We start from the raw sequence: 567 nt of genomic DNA, 5'->3' as shown, positions 1-567 counted from the left end.
AGGAAGGATAGTGTAAGGGTCGGGAGCGCCCTCCGAAGATTCCATCTGCGCATGTCCAGACGCCCGGCTTCCTGCCGTCCGCCTTGGACCAGTTGGAAAGTGCGCTCATGGATCTTCGAGCATGGAATCGATTCCCGGACAATGCAGCCTTCGTTCCAGCCGTGAATGGGTTGGCGCAACCCCGGCCCCGCTCCGAAGCAGGACCCATCAATCGTGGAGAAGAAAATGACCAAGCGTATCGACTACAACCAGGTTGCCCCGGCCGGCGCCAAAAGCCTCGGCGCCGTCTACGGCTACGTCACACAGTGCGGTCTGGCGCCAGACCTGGTTGAACTCGTGTACTTGCGCATATCGCAGATCAACAATTGCGCCTATTGCCTGGACATGCACACGCGCGATCTGCGAAAGCGCGGGGTGAGGATCGAGAAACTGGCGTTGCTCCAGGCATGGGCCGAAGCCGGCTCCCTGTTCGACGAGCGCGAGCGAGCCGCACTGGCCTGGGCCGAAAGCGTGACCAAGGTCGCCGAAACCGGCGTGCCAGACGGCGACTATGATGCGGCGCGCAAG

1 protein-coding gene is annotated in these 567 nt (G+C 61.9%); it reads left to right on the top strand.

Translation table 11 applies throughout. The annotated features are described in order from the left end of the window. Positions 1-225: 225 nt before the first annotated feature. The coding region (locus KDH83_RS31275; protein ID WP_212323006.1) for a carboxymuconolactone decarboxylase family protein at positions 226-567 on the top strand (342 nt) is incomplete at its 3' end.

The organism is Achromobacter sp. Marseille-Q0513 (genome assembly GCF_018195695.1).
In the GTDB taxonomy this organism is placed as follows: domain Bacteria; phylum Pseudomonadota; class Gammaproteobacteria; order Burkholderiales; family Burkholderiaceae_B; genus Achromobacter.
Note: the sequence above shows the minus strand (reverse complement) of the source record. Positions and strands in the feature narration are given on the sequence as shown.